Source organism: Methylobacterium currus, from assembly GCF_003058325.1.
GTDB lineage: Bacteria > Pseudomonadota > Alphaproteobacteria > Rhizobiales > Beijerinckiaceae > Methylobacterium > Methylobacterium currus.
The window spans coordinates 4825288-4844842 of the sequence record NZ_CP028843.1 but is presented as its reverse complement, the minus strand read 5'-3'; the positions used below and the strand labels follow the sequence as shown (position 1 = coordinate 4844842).

General features: G+C 69.8%; 17 protein-coding genes, 1 tRNA gene and 2 pseudogenes. 10 read left to right on the top strand and 10 right to left on the bottom strand.

The genetic code is table 11. The annotated features are described in order from the left end of the window. Positions 1-333: 333 nt before the first annotated feature. The 6 genes from DA075_RS22460 to DA075_RS22435 form a co-directional block, all read right to left on the bottom strand. Complete coding sequence (locus DA075_RS22460; RefSeq protein ID WP_048463697.1) at positions 334-1278, bottom strand: ribose-phosphate pyrophosphokinase; 945 nt, start codon at positions 1276-1278, stop codon at positions 334-336. Positions 1279-1563: 285 nt separating this feature from the next. Further along, positions 1564-1815 carry a DUF4170 domain-containing protein gene (locus tag DA075_RS22455; RefSeq protein ID WP_099955109.1) on the bottom strand — a complete coding sequence of 84 codons (252 nt, stop codon included), beginning with the start codon at positions 1813-1815 and terminating at the stop codon, positions 1564-1566. Between the two features lie 155 nt (positions 1816-1970). Further along, positions 1971-3053, bottom strand: a complete 1083-nt coding sequence (locus DA075_RS22450; RefSeq protein ID WP_099955108.1) for an alkene reductase — start codon at positions 3051-3053, stop codon at positions 1971-1973. Between the two features lie 154 nt (positions 3054-3207). Beyond that, a complete protein-coding gene (locus tag DA075_RS22445; RefSeq protein ID WP_099955107.1) occupies positions 3208-3624 on the bottom strand; it encodes a hypothetical protein in 417 nt (138 codons plus the stop codon). A gap of 193 nt (positions 3625-3817) precedes the next feature. Then, a complete protein-coding gene (locus DA075_RS22440) occupies positions 3818-6103 on the bottom strand; it encodes a xanthine dehydrogenase family protein molybdopterin-binding subunit (RefSeq protein ID WP_099956734.1) in 2286 nt (761 codons plus the stop codon). A gap of 53 nt (positions 6104-6156) precedes the next feature. After that, the gene (locus DA075_RS22435; RefSeq protein WP_099955106.1) at positions 6157-6636 is read right to left on the bottom strand and encodes a (2Fe-2S)-binding protein; all 480 of its coding nucleotides are present in this window, start codon (positions 6634-6636) and stop codon (positions 6157-6159) included. A 596-nt stretch (positions 6637-7232) separates the two neighbouring features. On the opposite strand from DA075_RS22435, the gene rpsA reads away from it, so the two are divergent. From rpsA to DA075_RS22390, 9 genes are all read left to right on the top strand, one after another. Beyond that, the gene (gene rpsA, locus DA075_RS22430) at positions 7233-8945 is read left to right on the top strand and encodes a 30S ribosomal protein S1 (RefSeq protein ID WP_099955105.1); all 1713 of its coding nucleotides are present in this window, start codon (positions 7233-7235) and stop codon (positions 8943-8945) included. Positions 8946-9196: 251 nt separating this feature from the next. Continuing rightward, positions 9197-10153 carry a signal peptide peptidase SppA gene (sppA, locus tag DA075_RS22425; protein WP_099955104.1) on the top strand — a complete coding sequence of 319 codons (957 nt, stop codon included), beginning with the start codon at positions 9197-9199 and terminating at the stop codon, positions 10151-10153. Positions 10154-10220: 67 nt separating this feature from the next. Next, complete coding sequence (ihfB, locus tag DA075_RS22420) at positions 10221-10547, top strand: integration host factor subunit beta (RefSeq protein WP_048433052.1); 327 nt, start codon at positions 10221-10223, stop codon at positions 10545-10547. A 123-nt stretch (positions 10548-10670) separates the two neighbouring features. Next, positions 10671-11021 carry a lipopolysaccharide assembly protein LapA domain-containing protein gene (locus DA075_RS22415; RefSeq protein WP_099955103.1) on the top strand — a complete coding sequence of 117 codons (351 nt, stop codon included), beginning with the start codon at positions 10671-10673 and terminating at the stop codon, positions 11019-11021. A gap of 1 nt (position 11022) precedes the next feature. Continuing rightward, complete coding sequence (lhpI, locus tag DA075_RS22410; protein WP_099955102.1) at positions 11023-11961, top strand: bifunctional Delta(1)-pyrroline-2-carboxylate/Delta(1)-piperideine-2-carboxylate reductase; 939 nt, start codon at positions 11023-11025, stop codon at positions 11959-11961. A gap of 48 nt (positions 11962-12009) precedes the next feature. Further along, a complete protein-coding gene (locus DA075_RS22405) occupies positions 12010-12750 on the top strand; it encodes a phosphoribosylanthranilate isomerase (RefSeq protein WP_099955101.1) in 741 nt (246 codons plus the stop codon). Between the two features lie 57 nt (positions 12751-12807). Continuing rightward, entirely contained in the window at positions 12808-14028 is a 1221-nt protein-coding gene (gene trpB, locus DA075_RS22400) for a tryptophan synthase subunit beta (protein ID WP_099955100.1), read from the top strand. A 124-nt stretch (positions 14029-14152) separates the two neighbouring features. Continuing rightward, positions 14153-14229 (top strand) — tRNA-Met (locus DA075_RS22395). Positions 14230-14700: 471 nt separating this feature from the next. Further along, positions 14701-15662 (top strand): IS630 family transposase gene (locus DA075_RS22390; protein WP_099955099.1). Its coding sequence is split into 2 segments (ribosomal slippage): positions 14701-15046 and positions 15046-15662, totalling 963 coding nucleotides; the frame shifts between segments, so codons are not numbered across the junction. Positions 15663-15687: 25 nt separating this feature from the next. Here the strand turns inward: DA075_RS22390 and DA075_RS22385 are convergent. The 4 genes and pseudogenes from DA075_RS22385 to DA075_RS22370 form a co-directional block, all read right to left on the bottom strand. Then, a pseudogene (locus DA075_RS22385) lies at positions 15688-15939 on the bottom strand (IS630 family transposase); the annotation flags it as partial. Positions 15940-16017: 78 nt separating this feature from the next. Beyond that, on the bottom strand, positions 16018-16884 hold the full coding sequence (gene istB, locus DA075_RS22380) for an IS21-like element ISMex13 family helper ATPase IstB (protein WP_099952836.1): 867 nt from the start codon (positions 16882-16884) through the stop codon (positions 16018-16020). Then, positions 16881-18146, bottom strand: coding sequence for an IS21-like element ISMex13 family transposase (istA, locus tag DA075_RS22375; protein ID WP_200602002.1), 1266 nt, complete (start codon positions 18144-18146; stop codon positions 16881-16883). Before istA ends, istB begins: the two co-directional genes overlap by 4 nt. 154 nt (positions 18147-18300) lie before the next feature. Next, positions 18301-19158: pseudogene (locus DA075_RS22370) on the bottom strand (IS630 family transposase); the annotation flags it as partial. Between the two features lie 171 nt (positions 19159-19329). Between DA075_RS22370 and DA075_RS22365 the strand changes: the two are divergent. Next, a complete protein-coding gene (locus DA075_RS22365) occupies positions 19330-19509 on the top strand; it encodes a hypothetical protein (RefSeq protein ID WP_099955086.1) in 180 nt (59 codons plus the stop codon). The last annotated feature ends 46 nt before the right edge of the window (positions 19510-19555 follow it).

Genomic DNA, 19555 nt, shown 5'->3' with positions numbered 1-19555 from the left:
GAGCGCGGCGGCCGCCCATCCGGGGAGCGGCCAGTACAAACACGGGCCCCTCGACGGCGACAGGGCGCCCGGGGCGGAGCCGGGAGGCCCCGCCGGCGTCCCGGAAGTTCAGGACGGCCTGTCTCACGCTGTGAGGGAATCGTCCGATATATAGGCGCGTCTCAGGCCCGGCGCAAACCGGTTTCGCAGGTCGGGCGATCAGGTCAGGGGATTTCGCGGGGTCGGAGCGACGCCCGGAGATTGCGCGAAGCCGAGTGCTGCTGCGGGCCGGGTGTCGTCCCTTCGCGCCGAAAGGGCCGCCCGCCGCCGGTCGGGCGGCGGGCGAAGGGCCGATCAGACGAACAGGCTCGAGACGCTCGACTCGTCGGCAGTGCGCCCGATCGCCTCGCCGAGCAGCGGCGCGATGGTGACGACCCGGATGTTGCGGGCGAGCTTGACCGCCGCGGTCGGCTGGATCGAGTCGGTGATCACCAGCTCCTTGAGCTTCGAGGAGGCGATCCGCGACACCGCACCACCCGAGAGCACGCCGTGGGTGATGTAGGCCGAGACGTCCTTGGCGCCCTTGGCGAGCAAGGCCTCGGCGGCATTGACCAGGGTGCCGCCGGAATCGACGATGTCGTCGACGAGGATGCAGGAGCGGCCTTCGACCTCGCCGATGATGTTCATCACTTCCGATTCGCCGGGCCGCTCGCGGCGCTTGTCGACGATGGCGAGCGGCGCGTCGATGCGCTTGGCGAGCGCGCGGGCCCGCACCACGCCGCCGACATCGGGCGACACCACCATCATGTCGGCGGGGTCGAGCCGCTCCTTGATGTCGCGCACCATCACGGGGGCGGCGAACAGGTTGTCGGTCGGGATGTCGAAGAAGCCCTGGATCTGGCCGGCATGCAGGTCGAGGGTCATCACCCGGTCGGCGCCGGCCTCGGTGATGAGGTTGGCCACCAGCTTGGCCGAGATCGGGGTGCGGCCCGAGGTGCGCCGGTCCTGCCGGGCATAGCCGAAATAGGGCAGCACGGCGGTGATCCGCCGCGCCGAGGAGCGCCGCGCGGCATCGATCATGATGAGCAGTTCCATCAGGTGATCGTTGGCCGGGAACGACGTCGACTGGACGATGAACACGTCCTCGCCGCGCACGTTCTCCTGGAGCTCGACGAAGATTTCCATGTCGGCGAAGCGACGGACCGAGCAGACCGCCAGGGGCTGCTCGAGATAGGCCGCGATCGCCTCGGCCAGCGGGCGGCTCGCATTGCCGGCGACGATCTTGATCGAGGATTTCATCGTGCTTCCATCGTGGCCCGCGCGAAGATCCCCGGCGCTGCCGCGCGGTGCCTCGCCATGAGGCCCGCGCGCGCCGGGGTGAGGGGAGGATCGCATCGAGCTTCGCGCAATTGCGGGCCCCTCGCGCGACGATGCTCTCGTGTGACGGGCGAGGCTCTTACCAGTGCCGGGATACCGTCACAATGCCTTCATGCATGCGCGATGGCGCGGCACCCCTGCGTTCCTGTGCAAGGATCCTTGGGGGATCCTTAACGAAAACGCTGCGGGTGCGCGCCGCCCGCCCGCTCAGGGCTGCAGCAGCCGATGGAGATGCACGATGAAGTAGCGGGTCTGGGCGCTGTCGACCGTCTGCTGCGCCTTCGCCTTCCAGGCCATGGCGGCGCTGGCATAATCGGGGAAGATGCCGACCACGTCGAGCTTCGAGAGGTCGCGGAAGGTGACGCTGTCGAGGTCGGTCAGCTCGCCCCCGAACACCAGGTGGAGGAGCTGCTTGGGTTCCTGCGAGGTCGCCGGCTTGGTGGTGTCCGGGCTGCTCATGCGCGTCGTCTCCGCGTGCCGCGACGATGCCGTCCGGCGGGACGGCGCCTGCCCGTCGGGCAGGCGCCGAGCGGCGTCGCAAACGTTGGCCCGCGCGTCAAGCCGGATCGTGCTGCACCGCACGCGGAGGGACGATCACCCCGGGGGCCGTTGCCTCAGGCGGCGTCGAGGGTCGGATAGTCGGTGTAGCCCTCCGGACCCTGGCTGTACCAGGTCTTGTAATCGTCCTTGTTGAGGGGCGCGCCCTTGGCGATCCGTTCCGGCAGGTCGGGATTGGCGAGGTAGGGGCGGCCGAACGCGATGGCGTCGGCCCGGCCCTCGTCGAGGGCGGCCTGTGCCCGCGGACCGTCATAGTCGGAGTTCAGCACCAGCGGGCCCCGGAAGGCGGCCTTGATGGCGGGCGCCACCGGCGGACGGGCCGGCTTGCCGAAGGTGCCGTCGGGGGCGGGCTCGCGCAGCTCGAGGAAGGCGACGCCGATCTCCGACAGGGCGGCGGCCGCCGCCGGGAACAGGGTCTCGGGCTCAGGGTCGTCGACGCCCTGGATCGGCTCGTTCGGCGACAGGCGCACGCCGGTTCGGTCGGCCCCGACCGTCTCAGCGACGGCGCGGGCGACCTCGGACAGCAGGCGGATACGATTCTCGACGGAGCCGCCGTAGCGGTCCTGGCGCAGGTTGGTGCCCGCGCGCAGGAACTGGTCGATCAGGTAGCCGTTCGCGGCGTGGATCTGTACCCCGTCGAAGCCGGCCTCGACCGCGTTGCGGGCCGCCTTGGCGTAGTCCGCGAGGAGCCGCGGGATCTCGTCCTCGCGCAACGCCCGCGCCTGGGCGTAGGGCTTCTTGCCCTCGTAGGTATGGGCCTGGTCGGGCGCCGTGGTGGCCGAGGCCGAGACTGGCGCCTGACCGCCGAGGAAGTCGGGATGGACCACCCGGCCCATGTGCCAGAGCTGCGCGACGATGCGCCCGCCGGCCTCGTGCACCGCCGCTACCACGGGCTTCCAGGCCTCGACCTGCTCACGCGACCACAGGCCCGGCGCGAAGGGCCAGCCGGTGCCCTCCTGCGAGATGCCGGTAGCCTCGCTGATGATCAGCCCGGCCCCGGCGCGCTGGCGGTAATACTCGGCCATGATCGGGGTCGGCACGTGGGTGCGGGAGGCACGGCCGCGGGTCAGGGGCGCCATCAGGATGCGGTTCGGCGCCGCGATGGCGCCGAGCTGAATCGGATCGAACAGGGAAGGCACTGGCGGAAGTCTCCGGATCGAGCCCGGCTTCAAGGGCCGGGCGATGCGCGGGTGATGTGGGTGCTGCAGCGCAGCAGACCAGGGCCTGAGCCGGCGGCCCGGACCGCGATGTGCGCTGCCTCACCTCGCAAGACGGATCAAACCGGGCCGGGGATCACGACCTGCCCATCTGCTCCTTGGCATCGGACACCGCCTTCATGCAGCCGGCCTCGTCGCCCTTCTTGTCGAGCTCGCGGGCGCGGTTGAGGCTGGCGCGGGCCTCCATCACCCCGGTGCCGCCGCCGCTGGCCTTGGCGACGTCGGCGGTGGCCTGAGTCTCGGCCGAGCCGGGAGCAGGTCCCTTCGGCAGGGCGGAGGGGCTGGTGCCCTTCTCGGTCGCCGCCTCGGCCTGAGCCTCCCGCCGGGAAGCCACCTCCTTGCCGCCGCTCGAGGCCGCGATGGTCTCGCGGCCCTGCTCGGTCAGGCGCGGCTCCAGCGCCGAGATCTCGGTGCTGCACGCGCCCGCCAGGGCGGGGCCGGCGAGGCCGGCGAAGGAACCGAGCACGAGGCCGGCGGCGAGCATGAGCTTCATGGCGTGTCTCTCCCGTCGTTGCAGGGGGCAGGCGCCGAACCTTGGCGTCTTAGAGCCTTGGTCGCGAACACCGGCCCGGGGGCGGGGGTTCCGCGCTACGGGAATCATCGCAGAAAAAAGGGGCCGCCCCCCGGCGGGAGGCGGCCCCTCGTCTCGCAAGTCCCGCGGAGCGCGAGGCCCCGCGGGAACATCCTCACGCGCTCAGCTTGTCGCGCATCGGCAGCTGGCGGATGCGCCGGCCGGTCGCCGCGAAGATCGCGTTGGCGATGGCGGGCGCCACCGGCGGCACGCCGGGCTCGCCGACGCCGCCCAGCGGCTTGTCCCAGGACCCGCCCTGCACGAGGTGCACGTTGATGATCTTGGGCGCCGCGTCGATGCGGGTGAGCTCGTAGGTGTCGTAGTTGTCCTGGACGGCGCGGCCGTTCTTGAAGGTGATCTGGGCGGTGAGCGCCAGGCCCATGCCCATCACCACCGCGCCCTCGAGCTGCGAGCGCACCCGCTCCGGGTTGACCTGCTGGCCGCTGTCGATGGCGATGTCGACCCGCTGGACGCTGACCTCGCCCTTCGGCGACACCTCGACTTCGGCGACGGCCGCCGTGTAGGTCACGAAGCTGTAATGCGCCGCGATGCCGAGGCCGCGGCCCTTCTCCACCTTGCGGCCCCAGCCGGCCCCTTGCGCCACCGCCTCGATCACGTTGCGCAGGCGCCCGGTATCGAAGGGATAGCGCGAGGGATCCTCGCCGTAGTTCCAGGCGTCGCCGATCTTGACCGGATCGATGATCCGCGCCGGGCCGATCACGTCGAGGAGGTAGTCCTTCGGATCGCGGCCGGCGAGTTGCGCCAGCTCGCAGATGAAGGACTGCACCGCGAAGGCCCGCGGGATGTTCGACACCGAGCGGAACCAGCCGATGCGGACATGGGCGTCGGCCGGCGGGTTCTCCATCCGCATGTTGGGGATGTTGAACGGCACGTTGACGAGGCCCATCCCGAGCTCGATCGGGATCTGCTCGTTGGCCCCGGCCACGAAGGTCGAGCCGATGGTCGGGGCCGCGCTGCGGTGCAGCCAGGCGATCGGCATGCCCTTGTCGTCGAGGCCGGCCTCCAGCCGCTCCACCGAGACGGTGTGGTAGTAGCCGTGATGGAGGTCGTCCTCGCGGGTCCAGGTCATCTTGACCGGGGCGCCGTCGACCGCCTTGGAGCAGAGCGCCGCCTCGACGAAGTAGTCGGGCTTCGACTTGCGGCCGAAGCCGCCGCCGAGCAGCGTGACGTTGACGGTCACGTCCTTGGGGTCGATCGAGAGGCGCTTGGCGATGCGGTCGCGGGCGGCCTGCGGCGACTGCACGCAGCCCCAGGCCTCGATCTTGCCGTCCTTGGCGATCCGCACCGTGGCGGCCGGCGGCTCCATCGGGGCCTGGACGAGGTGGGGGATGTAGTACTCGGCCTCGAGGCGCTTGGCCGCCTTCTTCATCGCCGCGTCGACGTCGCCCTCCCGGCGCACCACCTTGCCGGGCTTGCGCACGGCCTCCTCCAGGGTGGCCCGGTAGGCGTCGGAATCGTAAGCAGCGTTCGGGCCGTCGTCGAAGGTGGGCTTCAGTGCCTCGCGGCCCTTGATCGCCGCCCAGGTGTTGCGGGCGATGACCGCGACGCCGCCGGTCGGCATGAACTCGTAGGGCGGGGCCGGCGGATCGATGGTCACGACCTTGACGACGCCCGGCACCTTCATGGCCGCCGCCTCGTCGAAGCTCTTGACCTTGCCGCCGAAGACCGGCGGGCGGGCGACCACGGCGTAGAGCATGCCCTCGACGCGGGTATCGAGGCCGTACTGCGCCTTGCCGGTGGTGATGCCGACATTGTCGATCAGGCCGACGCGGCCCTTGCCGATGTAGCGGAAGGCCGAGGGATCCTTGAGCTTGACCGACGCGCGGTCCGGCACCGGCACGCTCGCCGCCGCCTGCGCCACGTCGCCGAAGCCGATCCGGCGCCCGGACTTGGCGTGGACGAGGGCGTGGTTCTCCGCATTCACCTCGGAGGCCGGCACGCCCCACTGCTTGGCGGCGGCCTCGATCAGCATCGTGCGGGCGGCCGCACCGGCGCGGCGCAGCGGCATGAAGAAGTGCCGGAGCGAGCGCGAGCCGTCGGTGTCCTGGTTGCCGAAGCGCTCCTCGTCGCCATGCGCCTGGGCGACCTTGACCTTGGCCCAGTCGGCCTCGAGCTCGTCGGCGACGACGAACGCCACCGAGGTGCGCACGCCCTGGCCCATCTCCGAGCGGGTGCAGGTCACCGTCACGGTGCCGTCGGGGGCGATCGCCACGAACAGGGTCGGGTCGTCGCGCCAGCCATGCGGCATGCCGTCGGCGCCGAATTTCGGCGGATCGGCGGCGAGCACGTCCTTCGGCTTCAGCGACAAGGCCAGCACCAGGGCGCCGGCACCCGCCAGCAGGCCACGACGGCTGAGCTGGCCGGGAGACGCCTTGACGATCGCGGAATCCGGCTCCTCGGCCGGCGCGGCGGTGAAGAAGGAGAGGTCTTGGATCACAGGCGATCTCCCTGGCCGGCCTTCGGGGTCAGCCCCGCCGCCTGCTTGATGGCGGCGCGGATGCGCGGATAGGTGCCGCAGCGGCAGAGATTGCCGCTCATCTGGGCGTCGATGTCGGCGTCGGTCGGCTTCGGGGTGTCCTTGAGCAGCGCGGCCGCCTGCATGATCTGCCCGGTCTGGCAGTAGCCGCACTGCGCCACGTTGAGGTCGCGCCAGGCGGCCTGGACCGGGTGGTTGCCGTCCGGGGACAGGCCCTCGATCGTCACCACCGGCTGGCCGTCGGCGGCCGAGACCGGAGTCTGGCAGGCCCGCATCGCGGTGCCGCCGACATGGATGGTGCAGGCGCCGCAGGCCGCGACGCCGCAGCCGAACTTGGTGCCCGTCAGGCCGAGCTCGTCCCGCAGGTACCACAGCAGCGGCATGTCGGGATCGCCGTCGAAGCGGCGCTCCTCACCGTTCACGTTGAGCTTGATCATCGTCGCCCTCCGGCTTCGGGAGGCAGTGTCGGGGCGCCCCGCGGACATGGCTCCGGTCGCGGCGCCTCGCCTCCCTGTCGATTCACGTTCCGTCTCGCGGCGCGAGGGCCATCCAGGCCCGCGCCTCGTTCCTCCCGGATCACGCCTGGACCGGCGTGCTCTTGCTTCCTTGGGCGGCCCGGCCCATGGGCCGGGCCGCCGGCACCCGGAACATCAGAATTGTTTCAGGTTAGGGATGGGTAACCCAGAGTCGCGCGTATCGGCAAGCCGGGCCCGCGCCGCCGAAATGCCGCGTCCGGTCGGCGGCAACGCCTTGCCGGGGGAATGCTTTTCGTGTATCGGCCCAACTTCCGGTGGTCCGATGCCGGGATGCCGACCGCGGAGCGACGAGCTTCCGCGGCGCGCCGGCCGGATCTCCGAAAAACACGTTTTCGCCCGTCGATCATGCGCCGGCCCGCGCCCCTTCACGTTTCGGGGAGCGGCGGTTCCGATGGCCCCCTCGGGGGTCTCCCGGGACTCCGGCGGGCGGAAGCGGCCCGTTCATACGAGCCGCCGGCGCCGTCCCCCCGGATAGGGCGGGACGATAAGGAGCATCAATGTCCGCAGGTTTGCAAGGCGCCGCGTCGAGCCGCGAGGATTTCGCCGCCCTCCTGGAAGAGTCGTTCCGGGAGCACGAGATCACGGAAGGCTCCGTGGTCAAGGGTCGGGTGGTGGCGATCGAGAAGGACGTCGCCGTCATCGACATCGGGGCCAAGACCGAGGGCCGCGTCGCCCTCAAGGAATTCACGGGCCCCGGCCGTGACCAGCCGATCGGAGTCGGCGACGAGGTCGAGGTCTACGTCGACCGCATCGAGAACGCGCTGGGCGAGGCCGTCATCTCGCGCGACAAGGCGCGCCGCGAGGAGAGCTGGGTCAAGCTCGAGAAGGCGTTCGAGAACAACGAGCGCGTCACCGGCACGATCTTCAACCAGGTCAAGGGCGGCTACACCGTCGACCTCGACGGCGCCGTGGCGTTCCTGCCGCGCTCGCAGGTCGATATCCGTCCGGTCCGCGACGTCACCCCGCTGATGGGCACGCCGCAGCCGTTCCAGATCCTCAAGATGGACCGCCGCCGCGGCAACATCGTGGTGTCGCGCCGCACCGTGCTCGAGGAGAGCCGGGCCGAGCAGCGCTCCGAGCTGGTGGCAAACCTCGAAGAGGGTCAGGTCATCGACGGCGTGGTCAAGAACATCACCGAGTACGGTGCGTTCGTCGACCTCGGCGGCATCGACGGCCTGCTGCACGTCACCGACATGGCGTGGCGCCGCGTCAACCACCCGTCCGAGGTGGTCAACATCGGCCAGACCGTCAAGGTCAAGATCATCAAGATCAACCACGAGACGCACCGCATCTCGCTCGGCATCAAGCAGCTCCTGGCCGATCCGTGGGAGGGCATCGCCGCCCGCTACCCGGTCAACGCCAAGCTCAAGGGCCGCGTGACCAACATCACCGATTACGGCGCCTTCGTGGAGCTGGAGCCGGGGATCGAGGGCCTGATCCACGTCTCGGAGATGAGCTGGACCAAGAAGAACGTCCATCCGGGCAAGATCGTCTCCACCTCCCAGGAGGTCGAGGTTCAGATCCTGGAGGTCGATCCGGTCAAGCGCCGCATCTCGCTCGGCCTGAAGCAGACCCTGCAGAACCCGTGGGAGGCCTTCTCCGAGAAGCACCCGCCGGGCACCGAGGTCGAGGGCGAGGTCAAGAACAAGACCGAGTTCGGTCTGTTCATCGGTCTCGAGGGCGACGTCGACGGCATGGTCCACCTCTCGGACCTCGACTGGAACCGTCCGGGCGAGCAGGTCATCGACGAGTTCAAGAAGGGCGACGTGGTGCGCGCCCAGGTTCTCGACGTCGACGTCGAGAAGGAGCGCATCTCGCTCGGCATCAAGCAGCTCGCCGGCGATCCCTTCGCCGATGCGGGTGAGGGCATCCGCAAGGGCCAGGTGGTCACCTGCGAGGTGCTCGAGGTCAAGGACTCCGGCATCGAGGTCAAGATCGTCGATTCCGACCTCCAGGCCTTCATCCGCCGGGCCGACCTCGCCCGCGAGCGCAACGACCAGCGCCCCGAGCGCTTCGCCGCCGGCGAGAAGGTCGATGCGCGCGTGACGCAGTTCGACCGCAAGGCCCGCCGCGTCCAGCTCTCCATCAAGGCCCTCGAGATGGCCGAGGAGAAGGAGGCGATCGCCCAGTACGGCTCCGCCGATTCGGGCGCCTCGCTCGGCGACATCCTCGGCGCGGCCCTCAAGGCTCGGGCCGGCGACAAGAAGTAAGGGACGTCCCGGGTCCTACGGGCCCGGGAACCCCCCATGGAGATCGAGCGCCCGCGCGGGAAAGCCTCCCGCGCGGGCGTTCTCATGTCCGAATTACCGCGATCGGGGAGGGGGATGCCGCCATTCCCGCTCTTGCCGCTGCGCGACGGCCGGGGGTAGAACACGCCGGGAGCGAGGCGCGCCAAGGACTTGCGGGAAACGACCCGCGGCCGTGCCGCCTTCCGGAGTTCTGACCAGGATACGGGCGCCGCATGGCCATCGATGCCGAACTTCTCCTCGACCGGCGCTCCTTGCGCCGGAAGCTGTCTGTCTGGCGCGCGATCGGGGTCGGGGCGCTGATCGTCGCCGCCGGCGCCGTCGGCTGGCGGGCGGCCGGGGGCAGGGGGCTCTCCGCCGTCACGCCGCAGATCGCCCGCATCAGCATCGACGGCTTCATCGCCGGCAGCGAGAAGACCCGCGAGCTGATGAAGCGCGTCGGCGACTCGAGCGCCGTCTCGGGCGTCGTCGTGTCGATCAACTCGCCGGGCGGCACCACCACCGGCTCGGAAGAGCTTTTTCGCAACCTGAGGCAGCTCGCCGAGAAGAAGCCGGTCGTCGCCTTCGTCGACGGCACGGCGGCTTCGGGCGCCTACATCACGGCGATCGCCGCCGACCACATCGTGGCGCGCGAGACCGCGCTGGTCGGCTCGATCGGCGTGCTGTTCCAATATCCTGACCTCTCCGGCCTCCTCGACAAGGCCGGGGTGAAGGTGGAGGAGATCAAGTCCTCGCCGCTCAAGGCCGAGCCGAGCGGCTTCCACCCGACCCCGCCGGAGGCCCGCGCCGCCCTGCAGGCGATCGTCGGCGACACCTTCGGCTGGTTCAAGGACCTGGTGGCCGAGCGCCGCAAGATGAATCCGGACCAGATCAAGGCGGTGGCCGACGGACGGGTGTTCAGCGGCCGCCAGAGCGTACCCCTCGGCCTGATCGACGAGACCGGCAGCGAACGCCAGGCCGTCGCGTGGCTCGAGCGCGAGAAGGGCGTGGCCAAGGACCTGCCGGTGCGGGACTGGAAGCCGCGCTCCGACAACCGCTTCGGCCTGTTCTCGGCCGCGGCCTTCAGTGCCGGGCTCCTCGGCTACGACGACCTCGCCGCGCGGCTGCGGCAGGCCGGCGCCGAGACGGAGAGCCTGACCCAGGGCGGCCTGCTGGCGGTCTGGCGGCCGTAAAAGCTCGGAAAAAGCCTCTCGCGCCTCCCCCCCGGCCGGCCCCGCCTCAGTCGAGACCATACCGCCCATGATCAAGTCCGAGCTGGTGCTCAAGATCGCCGAGCAGAACCCGCACCTGTATCAGCGCGACGTCGAGAACATCGTCAACGCCATCCTGGACACGATCGCGGACGCCCTCGCCCGGGGCGACCGGGTCGAGCTGCGCGGCTTCGGCGCCTTCTCGGTCAAGCGCCGGGAGGCACGGCGCGGCCGCAACCCGCGCACCGGCGCCGCCGTGGCGGTGGCCGAGAAGGCGATCCCGGTCTTCAAGACCGGCAAGGAGATGCGCCTGCGCCTGAACGCCGCCGGGATCGGCGCCGACGAGCCGAGCCGGGCCGAGGCTGCGGCGAGCTGACGGATCGCCCCTGGCCCCGGGGCCGGCGCGCGTTACACTTGCCACACGACATTTGCCGCACGGGTCTTCCGTCCGGCGGTCCCGCTCCCCTTCCGCATCACCGACGAAAGACCGGGTTTCCCGATGATCCGCTTCCTCAAGGGCCTGATCCTGCTGCCCATCGCGATCGTGGTCGTGCTGCTGGCGGTGGCCAACCGCCAGCCGGTGATGCTGTCCTTCGATCCGTTCTCCAACGGCACGCCGGCCTTCAGCATGCCGATGCCGCTCTACGCGCTGATCTTCGCCGCGGTGGCCGTCGGCATCGTGGTCGGCGGCATCGGCTCCTGGCTCGGCCAGGGCGACACCCGCCGCGACCGGCGCGCCAAGGGCCGCGAGCTCGCCCGGCTGCGCAACGAGGCCGAGCGCCTGCGCCAGACCGCCTCGGCCAACGCCCCGGGCCGCACCGCGCTGCCGGCTCCGGTCAGCCGCGCCTGAGATGCGCCTGATCGGCGAGGCCGAGATCGACGCGGCGCTGACCCCGCTCCGGATGATCGATGCCCTCGCGGCGGCCTTCCGGGCCGGCGCGACGGCGCCGACGCGCCATCACCACGCGATCGAGACCGCCCCCGACGGGGCCTCGCTGCTGCTGATGCCGGCCTGGACGGCCGACTATGTCGGGGTCAAGATCCTGACCCTCTTCCCGGGCAACCCGGCCAGGGGCCTCGACACGATCCAGGGCGGGGTCCTGCTCTGCGACGGGCGCGACGGCCGGCCGCTGGCCCTCCTCGACGGCGCCCGCCTGACCCTGTGGCGCACCGCGGCCGCCTCGGCCCTCGCCGCCCGCCACCTCGCCCGGGCCGATGCCGCCCGGATGGTGATGGTGGGGTCCGGTGCGCTCGCCCCCTTCCTCGTGCGGGCGCATGCCGCGGTGCGGCCGATCCGCGACGTCGCGGTGTGGAATCGCCGGCCGGAAGGCGCCGAGCGCCTGGCGGCGATCCTCGTCGCGGAGGGCATCGACGCTCACCCCGTCACCGACCTCGCGGCGGCGGTGGGGGAAGCGGATCTCGTCTCCTGCGCCACCCTCTCGACCGAGCCGCTGGTGCGCGGTGCCTGGCTGCGGCCCGGCGCCCATCTCGACCTCGTCGGTGCCTTCACGCCCACGATGCGCGAGGCCGACGACGAGGCCCTCCAGCGCGGGCCGGTCTATGTCGACACGCCCGACGCCCTCAGGAAGGGCGGTGACGTGGCCGTGGCGATCGCGTCCGGAGCGCTGACGCCGGAGGCGGTGGCGGGCGACCTCGCGTCCCTGTGCCGCGGTGAGGCGCCCGGGCGGCCGAGCCCAGAGGCGATCACGGTGTTCAAGTCGGTCGGCGCCGCGATCGAGGACCTCGCCGCCGCCGCCGCAGTGTGGGAGAGCCTGACGCGGAACCCTTGAGACTCCGCGGCACGTGCGGGCGCGGGCGGATCGGCGTATAGGGAGCGGATGTCGTTTGCTCCCACACTCGTCAAGATCTGCGGCCTCAGCACGCCGGAGACGCTGGAGGCGTCGCTGGCCGCTGGCGCCGACATGATCGGCCTCGTGCATTTCCCGAAGAGCCCGCGCCATGTCGACCTGACCCTCGGCGCGGCCCTGTCGCGGCAGGCCCGCGGCCGGGCCGAGCGCGTCGCCCTGCTGGTCGATCCCGACGATGCCCTCGTCGAGGCGGTGCTCGCGGCCCTCGACCCGGACTGGCTGCAACTCCACGGCACGGAGAGCCCGGAGCGCGTGGCGGCCGTGAAGGCCCGCACCGGCCGCCCGGTGATGAAGGCGCTCGGCATCGCCACCGCCGACGACCTCGCCCGCGCCGCCCGTTACGCCGGAATCGCCGACCGGCTGCTCTTCGACGCCAAGCCCGCCCCCGGCGCGGTCCTGCCCGGCGGCAACGGCCACGCCTTCGACTGGTCCCTGCTCGCAGGCCGTGGCCGCGACCACCCGTTCATGCTCTCCGGCGGACTGACCCCTGAGACCGTCGCCGAGGCCCTGGCGGTGACGGCGGCGCAGGCGGTCGACGTCTCGTCGGGCGTCGAAGCCGGCCCCGGCCGCAAGGACCCGGACCGCATCGCCGCCTTCGTGGCGGCAGCCAAGGCTGCCGCGGGCGCAGACAAGGCTGCCGCAGGCGCAGACAAAGCCGCCGCAGGGGCTGCGTCCGAACCGCAAATTGCTCGCGTGGCCCGAAGGGCGTAAGCCCCGCCGCCGAGGACGTGACCCCCCTAAACCTCTCAGACACGAAGAGTTCCAGCCGTGACCGCTCTCCAGACCCCGAACTCGTTCCGCACCGGCCCCGACGAGCGCGGCCGCTTCGGCATTTTCGGCGGCCGCTTCGTGGCCGAGACGCTGATGCCGAACATCCTCGCCCTGGAGGAGGCCTATGCTGCGGCCAAGGCCGATCCCGCCTTCCAGGCCGAGATGACCGGCTACCTCACCCATTATGTCGGCCGGCCGAGCCCGCTCTACTTCGCCGAGCGGCTGTCCGAGTACCTCGGCGGCGCGAAGATCTACTTCAAGCGCGAGGAGCTGAACCACACCGGCTCGCACAAGGTGAACAACGTGCTCGGCCAGATCCTGCTCGCCCGGCGCATGGGCAAGCCGCGGATCATCGCCGAGACGGGGGCGGGCCAGCACGGCGTCGCCACCGCGACGCTCTGCGCCCGCTTCGGCCTCAAATGCGTCGTCTACATGGGCGCGGTCGATGTCGAGCGGCAGAAGCCGAACGTGTTCCGGATGAAGATGCTCGGCGCCGAGGTGGTGCCGGTCGAATCCGGCACCCGCACCCTCAAGGACGCGATGAACGAGGCCCTGCGCGACTGGGTCACCAACGTCGCCGACACCTTCTACTGCATCGGCACGGTGGCGGGTCCGCATCCCTACCCGGCGATGGTGCGCGACTTCCAGTCCATCATCGGCGTCGAGACCAAGGCGCAGATGCTGGAGCAGGAGGGCCGCCTGCCGGACTCGCTCATCGCCTGCATCGGCGGCGGCTCGAACGCCATGGGGCTGTTCCACCCCTTCCTCGACGACCGCGAGGTGGCGATCTACGGCGTCGAGGCGGCCGGCCACGGCGTGTCGAGCGGCCTGCACGCCGCCTCGCTCACCGGCGGCAAGCCCGGCGTTCTGCACGGCAACCGCACCTACCTGCTGATGGACGGCGACGGCCAGATCGCCGACGCGCACTCGATCTCCGCCGGCCTCGACTATCCGGGGATCGGCCCGGAGCACGCCTGGTTGCACGAGATGGGCCGCGTCACCTACCTGTCGGCCACGGATACGGAGACCCTGGAGGCATTCCGGCTCTGCTCGCTGATGGAGGGCATCATCCCGGCCCTCGAGCCCGCCCACGCGCTGGCCAAGGTCACGGAGCTCGCCCCCCGCCTGCCGCGCGACCACCTGATGGTCGTGAACCTCTCCGGCCGCGGCGACAAGGACATCCCCCAGGTCGCCGAGATCCTGGGCGACACGCTCTGAGTCCGCTCGCGCCTCGCTGTGACCAACGGGGCGCGAAAAGACCTGCGACGGTTCCTTGACAGGGCCCGCCGCCTCCCCCTATATCCGCGCCACCGCAGAGCCGGACACGAACCGGCCACCGCGCGGCGGAGTAGCTCAGTTGGTCAGAGCAGAGGAATCATAATCCTTGTGTCGGGGGTTCAAATCCCTCCTCCGCTACCACCCGTTTAGCCCGCTCGGTCAATGATTTAGCGGGCTTTTTCGTGTCCGCTAGTCTGTCGAAACGTGTTGCAATTGCCTGTAACACGGGTGCAGCTTTTACAACGAGTTACGCCGGGCCGTCGACGGCTCCACGCAACACGGGCGCAACACGGATCTGAGCTACTCCGGTTGATGAGCTTGCAGCGGTCATGGGGTGCTCGAACCCGAGGCGGGTCGCGATCTTCCCCTTACGGGGCGCCGGGCTCACCTTCATCGTTTTGTCCCGTGACGCCGCCCTGACGATCAAGGGCTGATCCCGCTCTCCTCCGCGAACAGCTTCTTCCGGCGCTTGCCCAGCAGCTTGTCGACAGCCTCGATCAGCAACGAGTGGATGCTGCGGTTGTGCTCGTCGGAAAGGGCCACTAGAGCGCTGTGCGATCGGCCTGCAACGGCCAAGTTGGTTAGGGCGTTGGCTGGGTGAAGGAGCCAGCGATGACCTCACCCTTGTCCGTCGATCTGCGTGAGCGTGTGGTGTCCGCTGTCATAGCGGGTGCGTCCTGCCGCCAAGCTGGCGAGCGGTTCGGTGTCAGCGCCGCCAGCGTCAGTCGCTGGCATGCCCGTCATCTCCGGGACGGCCACGTCCGGCCCAAGCCGATGGGCGGCGACCAGCGCTCGCACGTCATCGAGGCTCACGCCTCGCGGATCCTGAGGCTGTGCGAGAAGCGCGGCAACATCGTGCTGTCGGAACTGCGCGACGCCTTGGCCGAGCAGGGCGTCACCTCCAGCACCAGCAGCCTGTCGCGCTTCCTGGCCCGCCATCGCATCACCCGTAAAAAGGGGCGCTCCACGCCGCCGAGCAGGACCGTCCGGACGTAGCGGAGGCCCGCCAGGCGTGGTTCGAGGGCCAACTCGATCTCGATCCGGACCATCTGGTGTTCATCGACGAGACGGCGGCCTCAACCCGGATGGCGCGCCGCTATGGCTGGGCCCCGCGCGGCCAGCGCTGTCGCCTGCCGATGCCGTGCGGGCACTACACGACCACCACTATCACGGCGGCTCTGCGCACGAGCGGCCTGACGGCGACGGCGATCTTCGAGGGGGCCACCAACGGCCGGCGCTTCCTGGACTACGTCACCGACACTCTGGTCCCGGCGCTCCGGCCAGGCGACACGGTGATCCTCGACAACCTCCAGGCCCACAAGGTGGCGGGCGTGCGCGAGGCCATCGCGGCGGCCGGCGCGCGGGTGGTGTACCTGCCGCCCTACAGCCCGGAGTTCAATCCGATCGAGCAGGCCTTCGCCAAGCTCAAGACGTTGCTGCGCACCGCGGCCGCGCGCACGGTAAAAGCGCTGCAGGACGCGATCCAGCAAGCCTTCGCCGCCTTCGCGCCGCAGGAGTGCCGCAACTACATCAATGCAGCCGGATACCAGAATGACTGCTACGTTTCAGACTGATCGGGCGACGCTCTAGTGCACTGACTCATTCGGATGGTGCAGCGTTGCCGTTGACGGCATTGAGGATGGCGGCGGCCGGCTTGGTCCAGACGAAGGGCTTTGGCCTGTCGTTGTGCTCGGTGATGTAGCGGTTGATCGCAGCCTGAAGGTCGACGATCCCGCTGAAGCTGCCACGTTTCAGCCTGCGCCGGGTCAAGGCCGAGAAGAAGCCCTCGACCGCGTTCATCCACGAGGCCGAGGTCGGAGTGAAGTGGAAGATCCAGCGCGGATGCCGGGCCTGTCAACGGGCACCGAAGTCTCCGCAATTGTGGGCTTTCAAAATTCCCTGGCCGGCGGGTTCGGTGCGGATCGGTGATCAGCCGGCCGTGTGATCGGAGGCAGCCTTTCCGGGTGGACGACCGCGACGCCTGGGTGCGGGCGGCGGAACGATCAGGGCCTTGGAGCGGACGTGCTCGGGGACGAGGTCGGCGTGCTGGCGCAGGCGGTAGCTCGCCCCCTCGATCTGGATCACCACGGCATGGTGGAGGAGTCGGTCGAGCAGGGCTGTCGCCACGACCGGATCACCGAACACCTCGCCCCACTCGGCGAAGCCGCGGTTCGAAGTCAGGATCATCGCCCCGCGCTCGTAGCGCGCGTTGACGAGTTGGAAGAACAGGTTGCCGCCACCGGGGACGACGGGGAGGTAGCCGATCTCGTCCACGACCAGCAGCGAGGCCCGGCAGAGATAGCGGATGCGCTCGCGCAGGGAGCCGTCGCGCTCGGCCTTGGCCAGCGAGGTCACGAGGTCGGCCAGCGTCGAGAACACGACGCTGCGCCCGGCCTTGACCGCCTCGACGGCGAGCGCGATCGCCAGATGGCTCTTGCCGGTGCCGGGTGGTCCGAGCAGATGGACGACCTCGGCCCGGTCGATGAAGGTCAGTTCCGCCAGCGCCAGGACGCGCTCGCGGTCGAGCGAGGGCTGGAAGGCAAAGTCGAACCCGGACAGCGTCTTGATCGTGGTCAGGCGCGCGACCAGCAGGGCGGTCTTCACGCGGCGGTTCTCGCGCAGCGTCAGTTCCTCGGTCAGGATCACGTCGAGGGCGGCCAAGCCGTCGATCTCGCCCTGCTCGATGCGCCGGACCGTCGCGTCGAGCACCTCCAGGGCGCGCGGCATGCGCAGGCCGACCAAGCTGCGCTTGATGCTGTCGAGGGTCGTGATGGCACAGGATGCGGTGCGGCTCATCGCTGGCCTCCGATCCCGCCGGCGAGCCGTTCGCCGACTGCCTGGTAGACAGCCAGCGAGCGCCGGGCGACGTGATCGCCATGGCGGCCGATCGGCAGACTGTCGGGATGGCCGTGGCGCATGGCCCGAGCGGCCGTGCCTTGCCGATGGTCGGGGTCGATGCGGTACTGCCGTCGTCCCTCCAGGATCGGATGGCTCGCGACGAGCCGGCCACCATCGAGGATGCGGATCGTGTCGGGCAACTGATGCACCTCGACGACGCGCCGGGTCCGATCCGGTACGCTGTAATAGTTGCCACCGATCGAGACGAGGCCATCGTGGCTGACGCGCCGCTCCAGCGTGAGCAGAGCGTCGAAGGGCAGAGCCGGCAAGGGCTGCAACTCGGGCCGCTCGGCGGCGAAGGCTTCCGAGACGATCCGCTGCGTGGTGCCGTGCAAGCGGACGTTGGCGACGGTATCGAGCCAGCTCCGAAGCTGGCGGTTGAGGTCGTCGAGGTCGCGGAAGGAACGTGCGAGGAAGAAGTCCTGGCGGATGTAGGAGAACGGTCGCTCGACCTTCCCCTTGGTCTTGGCCCGGTACGGGCGGCAGGCGCGCGGCAGGAATCCGTAGTGCTGGGCGAGTGCCAGCAGGGATCGGTTGTAGACGATGTGGCCGTCCGCATCCTCGCCGGTGACCGCCGTCTTCATGCGATCGTAGAGGATCTCGATCGGCACGCCGCCGATCGCGGTGAAGGCCTGCATGTGACAGCGCAGCAGCGTTTGCAGGTCCTGATGCAGGACGAAGCGCGCCTCGATGTGCCGGGAATGGCCGAGCACCAGCGAGAACAGCCAGACGATGCAGGTCGTGTCCGGCGCATCCGTGAAGGTGACGAGGAAGCGGGCGAAGTCGACCTGCGCCTGCTGGCCGGCCGGGGTCTCGAAGCGGACCTCGTAGGGCTTGGCCTCGGGCGGCCGGATCGCGGCGGCGAACCGCTTCACCGCGGTGTAGGCACCGGTGTAGCCGCGCTCGCGCAACTCGCGGGTCAGGCGCACGGCACTCAGGTCGGGGAAGGCGGTGATCCGCTCGCGCAGATAATCGAGATAGGGCGCGAGCTTGCTCGGGCGGCCGGGCTGACGCGGGCCGTAGGCCGGCGGCTCGAGGCCGCGCTCGATGTACTTGCGGATCGTCTTCGGATCGCGGCCGGTCCGGCGGGCGATGGCGGAGACGGACAGGCCCTGTCGGTGCAGGTCCAAGATCATGACGAGTTCTCCCAGCAGAACCATCCTCGTCGCTCCCAGCCGATCGGTATCGGCAGGCATGGTGGCTGAGGATGGAAAAGCCCGAGAGGGCGCGGGGCGTCGCGACCCTACGGGCCAGGGCACCGACCAGGGAATTTTCGATGCCCACAATCAGGGAGTATTCAACGCCCGCTGACAGGGCCAGCCAGGCTCGCACTTTCGGGTGCTTGTGGGTGGCGTAGTTGTCCAGGATCACATGGATCAGTTTGCCGGCCGGCACCGCGGCCTCGATAGTGTTGAGGAAGCGCAGGAACTCGTCGTGGCGATGACGCTGCATGCAGCGACCGATCACGGTGCCCTCCAGCACGTCGAGCGCGGCAAACAGCGTCGTGGTACCGTGACGGACGTAGTCGTGGGTCTGGGTTTCGGGACGACCTGGCGTGACGGGACGACCTGGCGTGACGGGACGACCTGGCGTGACGGGTCGGCTCGGACGGGTGCGTTCCAGGGCCTGGATCTGGCTCTTCTCGTCGAGCGAGAGCACGACGGCATGACGCGGCGGATCCATGGAGAGGCCGACGATGTCCTCGACCTTCTCGGCGAAGGCTGGATCGTTCGAGCGCTTGAAGCTGCGGACCCGATGTGGCTGGAGGCGGTGTGCGTCCCAGATGCGCTGGACCGATCGTAAGGAGATCCCGACGGCCTGCGCCAGGGCGCGGCCGGTCCAGTGGGTGACCTCACCGGGCGGTTCGGAGCAGGTCAGCGCCAGCACCTCGGCGACGGTGTCGGTGGAGTGGGGCGGCTTGCCAGGCGGACGGGTCTTGTCGCGCAGCAGTCCCTCGACGCCTTCTTCGGCGTAGCGCTGTTGCCAGCGCCAGACGGCTGGCCGGCTGACGCCGGCCTGGCGGGCGACGTCGAGGACGGAGAGGCGTTCGGCCGAGAGCAGAACGATGCGGGCGCGCTGGATGTGCTTGAGGGGCTGCGCCCGATCGGCGACGATGGCGGACAGGTGCGCCAGGTCGGCGGCGCTGGGAATCACGCAGACAGTCTGAGCCATGCCTCAGACTCGCATGCCTCACGCCTGACGTGAATCATCTGAATGCGTCAATGCACTAGCGCCGAGGTCTACCGCCGGACGGTTGGATAAATACTCCAGTTGCTCTCATATTTACTATTGACAATTAATATAACCGAGGCTAATACGAGACATCAGCGACGGGTACGCCAAATGGATTTCGATATAGTTGAAGAGTTCAACAACTTCCTCTACGACGCCGGCTGCATCTGGGACGTGCTCGACCGGGACGCCGGATGGAGATTGGCAGCCTACACGGTGATCGAGCGGGAGGCCCGGACCCTGACGGAGCTCTGGAACGAGCGAGAGGGCCGGGAGCGGTCAAGACGGTGACGCGGGTGGACTGAGTGTCGACCTCCTCGTTCTGAGCCTCCTAGAG